At 49.4% G+C, this 7857-nt stretch carries 3 protein-coding genes; 1 reads left to right on the top strand and 2 read right to left on the bottom strand.

All coding sequences use genetic code 11. From position 1 onward, the window contains the following. Window positions 1-173: 173 nt before the first annotated feature. Entirely contained in the window at window positions 174-2102 is a 1929-nt protein-coding gene (locus IQ256_RS27710; protein ID WP_193858922.1) for a DUF4114 domain-containing protein, read from the bottom strand. A 449-nt stretch (window positions 2103-2551) separates the two neighbouring features. On the opposite strand from IQ256_RS27710, the gene IQ256_RS27705 reads away from it, so the two are divergent. Beyond that, the gene (locus IQ256_RS27705; RefSeq protein ID WP_193858921.1) at window positions 2552-3922 is read left to right on the top strand and encodes a chloride channel protein; all 1371 of its coding nucleotides are present in this window, start codon (window positions 2552-2554) and stop codon (window positions 3920-3922) included. Window positions 3923-3935: 13 nt separating this feature from the next. Here IQ256_RS27705 and IQ256_RS27700 read toward each other — a convergent pair whose 3' ends face one another. Then, window positions 3936-7421 carry a PKD domain-containing protein gene (locus IQ256_RS27700; protein ID WP_193858920.1) on the bottom strand — a complete coding sequence of 1162 codons (3486 nt, stop codon included), beginning with the start codon at window positions 7419-7421 and terminating at the stop codon, window positions 3936-3938. Window positions 7422-7857: the final 436 nt, after the last annotated feature.

Here is a 7857-nt window from a genome sequence, read left to right as displayed (position 1 = left end):
CCCCGGCCTCCGGCCACCCCTCCCAAAAGGGGATTTGCTTCAGGCTTTGTAACTAAAGTGGCTGGCTGACGAGGATTCTAGACAATCGCTTAATCCAAACTCGCTTTATTTAGTGCCATTGTGAGTATCTAGAGTAGAGAAAACGTATGCGCGATCGCACACCCAACAAACCTCTAGCTCCAGCCGTCAGCGGATGTACTAATCACCTCCGTCAAGTCAGGAGTAATCTCTACGGTGTAGTCAAAAGGAGAACCCTGCGTGTTGCCTGGATCCTGGGTCAACGCACTGCCGTCGGGTCGGCGCGGACTAAAGAATGATTTAGCACTAAGCACTAGATTTCCAACATTGTTCACCGTCGCTCCGGTGATCGATAGAGAATTGCTCTGGCCATTTTGTTTCACTGCTGAAAGGTATGCCGCTTTCAACAATGCACCTGTGGTCGGATCTATCTGGCCAATCACAGCGACTTTACCGCCGCCACCTGCACCATAGCTACGCAGCCAGTTTTGTTTCACTGTTTGACTTGCTCGGCGAAAGTCTTCTGCGGGGGTTCCTTGCGTGCCATCGACGCTAAACACGCCATAGAGCGCCGTTCCTGACCAAATCAAACCTAGACCTCTACCGTCAGTGCCTGTCGTTTCTAAATCTCGGCGAGTCCAATTGTTGTCGGGGTTTGCGGGGTCAAAACTGCGAACAATCGGATTTTGGTTAATACTGCTGACCTGCTCGGTGCCGATATAGATGGTCTGCGTGCCGATTGTGATGCTGTCTGCTCCGGTGGCGATGATGTCAGCTTCGCTAGTGTTTCCAGTAAATTTGTTGACCTCTCCTGAAATATCGACGATCGGATCGGGAGTGGGGTTTGGATCAGGATCGGGAGTAGGGTCAGGATCTGGAATAGGGTCGGGGTCAGGAACAGGATCTGGGTCAGGATCGGGAGTAGGGTCGGGGTCAGGAACAGGATCTGGGTCAGGATCGGGGTTAGGATCTGGGTCAGGAACAGGGTCGGGGTTAGGAGTAGGGTTTGGGTTTGGATTAGGATCTGGGTCGGGATTAGGAGTAGGGTTTGGGTCAGGAACAGGATCTGGATCAGGGTTGTTTGGTGGATTGTTCGATGCTGTCAAAAAGGATTGGGCGACTGGGTTTGATAGCCAGTTTTTATCAGGGGCGGCTAGCTGTGAGAATGATTGAACGTCGCTGGTGGCCCCTTCTAGCTGAAAGATAATATCGTTGAAGTCAGCGTCTCCTTTGCCGATTTGCAAATCTTCCATCGCAAATATCCCGTCTGAAACCTGGGCTAGCTGATGGTTGCCACCTGGGTTGAAAGCGGCGATAGAAAAAAGTGGGGTATCAGCATCAGATTGAGTTTTGCCTGCGGCGACGGCGGCGACGGTGCTATCGGGCACTAGCATCAGGGCGAATCGGGTACCGGTTGCTAATGAGAGCGTTTGGGTGCTGGCCACGGTGCCTTCGTTGCGATCGCGCTCCCCCAATTCTCCTGAAAACTGAGCGGCTTCGGTACTATCGACAATCACGATTTGTCCTTCAGCGCTGCCGCTAAGCGCCCGCCGAGCCGCTTCCTGGGTAAAATCACTCGCACTCAGGCCGCCCATGCCAGCAAGCGTAAAGACAGCTAGCTCTCCGCTATAGCCACCGCCATCAAAGAGAAAATCAATCTCTACTGAACCGCGATCGCCCACTACAAAAGTGCCAGTTGCGCTATTGAGACTCGCCTGATCGAGTAATCCGCCTGACAGCAAAACATCATTACTTAGAGAAGTCTGAGCAGTCTCCATAGATAAAGAGTTGGAGGTGTTCTCTTCTAAAGCAGTCAATCTCTGAGCATCTTGGATAGCCGAACCAGCTTCTATAAATCCTAGATTTCCAGTCGTTAGTTCATCTAAAGTGAGAGGCTTATTGGGAAGTGGTTCGATCACTTGCTGCGCGGGTAAACCTTGCAAAGTACTAGACTGGCTGGGTTGACCCGTCAAGTCTTGCAGTGCAGCGTTACTTGGCGTTGTTCCATTCGTTGATAAGCCACCGATAGATGAATCGGGTGTACTGAAGCCTGGTAAAGGACCACTGATCGAAGTATCAAACATTGCCAAACCCCATAATCTCTAGTGCGTGTTTCAAACAACTAGCTATAGCACTAATGATCAGGAAAACGTTAAAAAGTTGGGTATTTATGCTGTGTAGCTTTCTTGCGAGGCTCCGTACTGACGCGGAGATATCAGCGACATTTTCAATAGTCTTCTAAAGACCTATCTGTAATATCTGCATAGCCTGTATGCAGCTTTGCTCATAAGAGAGCTAGTTTGTAGCCCTGTGAACAAAATGCCCTGATCTGTCTTGATAGCTTGTAGCCAATAGCAGCAGCATTCACTCCAAGACTCTATTGAAAATCACCCACTCAGTTAATGCTTAGGCGCAACAGTGCTTAAGCGGTGATCTAAGTCGTCATTTGAAAGGGCGAATCGGCCCTCTTTAAAGTCTTGAAGCGTTGATATGCAGTTGCTAGATTTCCCGCAGTTACAAAGGATTGAGCTTAGTGACTACTCAAACTGATCTAGCCCCATCAGCGACGCAGACAACAGTTGATCAAGACTCATCGGCACGCCGTCTACTCACTTATCCACAGCTAATTTTGTGCGCTGTGGTGATTGGCGCTGTCGGCGGTCTGGTTGCCACCTGCTATTACTTTGTTTTAGAAACGATGATGCACGGTGTCTGGCATACGCTGCCAGCATGGATTGAGCCTCGTTTCCCTAGCTGGCTGCCGACTAGCAACTACGTCTGGATAGCGACGACTATTGGTGGCTTTTGTGTAGGTTTGGTGCTCTATTTTATGGGGCTGCCGGGCGAGATGGCGCAGGTTGTCGATAATGTTCATAACCCTGGCCGGATCGATGTTCATAAAACGCCTGCTATGGTGATTGCCTCGCTAGTTGCGATCACAGCAGGCGGCAGCGCTGGCCCAGAGGCACCCCTGGTTCAGGTAAACGGCAGCTTTGGTAGCTGGCTAGGCGATCGCATCGGCTTGGAGCAAAGTAATGTTCGAGTATTGACATTCTGTGGCATGAGTGCGGCTTTAGGCGCATTCTTTGGTGCGCCTATTGGGGCGGCGCTATTTGCCTTAGAAATTCCCCATCGGCGCGGGTTGGAATATTACGAGGCCGTTGCGCCTGCGGTGATTTCAGCAATTCTGTCTTTTGCCGTTTTTAGGATCAGCACTGGGATCACGATTGGTGGCTTTTATCATTTTGAATCTGTGCCCGAGCTGACGCCGATAAATCTGCTTGAAGGGTTAATTTTAGGCGTAGTCGGCGCTGGCGTTGCTGTGATGTTTATCTATATTTTTCGCCTAATTGGGCAGCTATTAGAACCGTTAGAACATCATCTGATCGTTTTGGCGACATTAGGCGGACTCTGTATTGGTCTGATTGCCTTCTTCGTGCCGCAAACACTCTTTTTTAGTGAAGAACAAATCCACACCGTGATTGAAACCGGATCGACCCTAGGCGTGACGATGCTGCTGGTGATTGCGGTGGCCAAGATGTTTGCGATTAGCTTTACGCTACATTCTGGCTTTTTGGGCGGCTTTATTTTCCCCTTGTTTTTCATTGGTGCCAATGTCGGGCTGGCGATCGCCCTCGCAGTCCCTCAAATTCATCCGACTGTCAGCATGGTTTGCCTGATGGCAGCAGTTAATGTCGCAGTGACCAAAACGCCTATCAGTACTAGCATTATTTTGAGCGTACTCTCAGGTACGGCGATGCTGCCAGTAATTGTCATCTCTAGCTTTACCAGCTTTGTGTTGACCGGTAAAGTTGCCATGATCGGTACCCAGCGATCGCGCCAGCTAGACGAAAAGCGCCCGCAGCTTTGGGCCAAAAGCGATCTTCTACCCACTCCACAGTAAAAGATCTAATGCCTCAACTACCCTCAATCACACAGATATCCGCCGATAGTGTGACTGGAATATCGAGGGTTGAGTAGGCCACATTTCCTTGATTGTCATCGATTCGATAGATTAGTCTATACAGCCGCTCTGTCCCATTATCTGAGCGAACAGCGCGCAGCAAAATCCGACTGTCTTCAATAATCTCGTAATCATACTCGCTGCCGCCTTCGCCCTTCGCCCCGATTGGCACGCTACAGACGATCGCCTCTAGCGTGACTATAAAGTCAGACTGGAGCTTCTCAAAGCCTTCAACCTTGACCTCTACCATCTGATGCATGGCAGGCCACAGCGTCCGGGGCTGCGCCGCTATGAACTGAAGCTGACTGGCAAAAGCGGTTGTCGTCTCAAAGCAAATGCTCAGCGTTTGGTTGGCTGAGGTTCCCCAATTATCTTCTATGGCATAAACGAAGCAGCTCGGAGATTTGGTCGCCGCTGATGTGGGATAGAACACCGTCTGTTCTAGCTCGGCGCAGGTTAACTGTTTGCCACAGAAAAGCTGGCTACCGTCGGCTAGCTGAACTCTGCCGTTGCTATCGGGCGGCAACTCCACAACATAGATCGTATGGTGAGTATCGCTAATCCCGTTTGGTAGGCGAATGTTCAGGGCGATCGCTAAATCACTGTTCTCTAAGTTTGAGGGATTTTCTAGAGCGGAGGCCGGTAGGGTGAGCGTCTTGTGGGATTCAGCCAGCGGCGAACGAATGGCCGCGCTTAAGCTGGCTTTATCATGGAAGATAACGCTGCCCAAAGTGCGAATGCTGCCCTGAAGGGACGTTCCCTGGCCAAGTTCAACATCTCCTTTCGCGATGATTTGAGATCGCACCGTTCCACTGCCATTGAGATAGACGCCTTTTTGAGCAACTATCTTCAGGCAGTCGTCTGCTTCTACCGTTGCACCGTTGAACACAATCGGCTGCTGGCTGGCTAATAGGCTGTTTCCTTGGAAGTGCGATCGCTCGGTTGTTTGAATGGCTTTAGACGCAAAGACCCTAGTCGCCATAGCATCGATATCGTCTAATTCAACCCCACCTGCTTTAGCAATCAGCGTTAAGTTGTCGATAGTGTAATAATCCTCCCGTAGAACAATATCCCCTCGACCAACAACAATTACCATGTTCTCTAAGGTGACCCCACCAGGGATGAATAGCGGCCCGCGCTCAATCTCAATCACCGTTGGGCGTTCTGCCGATTCTCCAACCAGGAAGATCTCGCTCCAACCTAGCGTTGTCTGTATCTGCTCTGCGTAGACTTTGGTATCGAGCTGGATCGGACTGTATCCTACCGGAGAAGTCTGCAAAAGCAAATTATTGATCAGATCGTGATGCTGCGGTACTTCGACAGAAACCGTCTCTTCTTGCTGGTACTGCACTGAATCATCCGCTTTCACCAAAGAAATCGCCGTGGGCTGGGTTGTTTCTGACTGAAAGGGTGCTCTCAGCTCGTCTTTCCTCTGAGAATCTTCCAGGGGGGCGATCGCGTCTATAGTATCTGGGCCAGCAGTCTTAGTAAAAGTCTCAGGCACTGCTATCAAAGCTCTCCCTTCGGCCCGCAGCGCCGCACCGCGATAGACATAGAAATTATTCATTGAGTGCATCGACCAGCCTATCTCAGCTCTGTCTGCTGAGCCTTTACCCAGTTTCCTATTAGCGCCCTCAGGTAGCTTGGCTGCTTTGTATAGCCCGCTAGCTGATAGCTCGCCAGTCAACGCATCAAGCATGATCTTGCCACCCACCACTAGCATCAAAGGCAGCTCAACAACGTCTACCCTCACAAAAGTGGTGGCGGTAGCAGCGCGATCATCCGTCACGCTCAGCCTGACCGTGTAGCTGCCCTGCTTGTGAAATCGATGAGCGGTCTCTAGCGTCGGACTCTCTATTCTTGTGCCATCGCCAAAGTCCCATTCAATGGTTTGGATAGTGTGAGGATTCGTCTTGCTACTGCTAGAACTGTCACTAAAACCGTCGATACAGCCTACAAATTCGAGGCTCTGTCCTACGATGGCGTTTGTTTTGGCTTGGATTGCGATCGCCAGCTCGGCTGCTGCGACAAAGACGCTAAAGGTGTCAGTGACTGCCTTAGACCCACCAACAACCGTCAGCGTTACCGACCAAGTCCCCGCCTCTAGAAAAGTAAAAGAGATCGCCTGGCCAGTCTTCTGGTGAGTATGGCTATCCGTACTCTGACTCGCAGTCTGGCCCGTGTTCCCATTAGATCTCTCAAACGGCCCCTGAAACGACCACTGATAGATCGCTCCGTCTTTTTGTTGGCTAGAGGCTGTGGCTTCAAAGCGAGCTACCTTACCCACAACACAGTTACTCGAATAGGCAATACTCTCGATCTGTAGAATACTGTCAACAGCGATCGAAATAGCTTCTAGCGTGCGCTCGCCTGTTTCATTCGTGACTTCTAGCGTAGCGGTGTATGTCCCGTCACGGTCATACACATGACGAACGTTTCTAGCCTCATCTGTTTTGCTATCAGCTTCCTCGACATAGGTCTTCTGACTGCCATCTCCAAAGCTCCATAGATAGGTCAGCGCTTCCTTGCTAGGGTTGCTGACAATAGCCGTATATTCTGTGGCATCTTGACTTCTAGAGGCTATATTTGCCGATAGAGAAAGAATTTTAGGGACAGCAGAGACAACCTCGACGGGAATCCGGTTAGCGCTAGTGTTACCTCTCTCATCTATAATCTCTAGCGATACCGTATATTTCCCCGCCTGGCGATAGATGTGCCGAGGTGCAACTTTATTTTCGACAACTGTGCCATCTCCAAAATCCCAACGAATAGAATGGGTCTTAAAAATGCGGTTGTCCTTATAAGGGCTATTGAAAGTGATTGGATAGTTTTTGAGTACTTCTTTGTTATTTTTGATCGGGCTATCTTGAATAACCCCGTCTAACGCAACCTGGTGAACCTGCGTGGCAGTTGCCCCCGACGGACTAGACGCAATCAAGCTGACGTAGTAATTACCGCTTTGACTGAACTTGTGAATAGCTTTTTGCCCAGAGGCAGGACGACTACCATCGCCAAAATTCCAAACATAAGTAGCTAAGCGGCTAGCCGTGTGGCTATAGTTGCCCTGATCGCCAACAGTCTGCTTATTAGTCGCTTCCTTTGTGGCTGTTGCTTCAAAAGCCACAATCCCCCTCGATTCATCGATAATGTCACTAGTCAATTGCGCGATCGCCAAAGGCAACATTTCAACAACTGCAGTCTTTTCGACAATACTGACAGTCCCTTGATCGTCTTTAACAATTAGCGTGAGCGCATAGCTACCAGCTAAATGATATCGATGTCTAACCGTTGCTCCTTGAATAGAAGCGCTGCCGTCACCAAAGTTCCATTCACAGGTAAGAGCCTGACCGTCTAGGCTACTTGTCCTTGCGCTCAGACTGATGCTTGTGCCTTCCTCGATAAAGACAGAACTTTTAACTGGAACAATGCTTAAAGTCATTTATCAAAGAATAGGGTTTGTCGTCCGTCGATGCTTGCTTCTGGCAATGAGTCTAATACCGATGTCCGATACGCAGTTCGAGCTAATACGATAATATTGTATCTAAACTGCTTCTATGTTGTAAGATACAGGAGAATTCTCGGTGTTGATGAATCCATAGAACTTCTTTTGCACCGACTCCTATGCTTTTGCGCCATCTTACTCAATTAGTTTTCTCAACTTTATTCATCTAAATTTGAGGGAACACTTCAATTAGTTTGATGAATGCGCTAGTATCGTTTACTGAAACATTTGATTGAAAGAGTATTTATGTCTGAAACCGTTTTACCTCAGCTACAAGCAGTTATCTCTGACTTGGAGGCTGAAGAATCTAGTTTGACTGCTCAACTGACCGCCATACAAACTAGAAAGGACGCTGTTCTTTCTGTTATTAATA

The sequence above is a fragment of the cf. Phormidesmis sp. LEGE 11477 genome, assembly GCF_015207105.1.
Lineage (GTDB): Bacteria > Cyanobacteriota > Cyanobacteriia > Phormidesmidales > Phormidesmidaceae > Phormidesmis.
This window is presented reverse-complemented; position numbering and strand designations above follow the sequence as displayed.

Excerpts from the sequence above, each read along its gene's own strand:
- IQ256_RS27710 (WP_193858922.1), bottom strand. The coding sequence starts at position 2,102 with ATGTTTGATACTTCGATCAGTGGTCCTTTACCAGGCTTCAGTACACCC.
- IQ256_RS27700 (WP_193858920.1), bottom strand. The coding sequence starts at position 7,421 with ATGACTTTAAGCATTGTTCCAGTTAAAAGTTCTGTCTTTATCGAGGAA.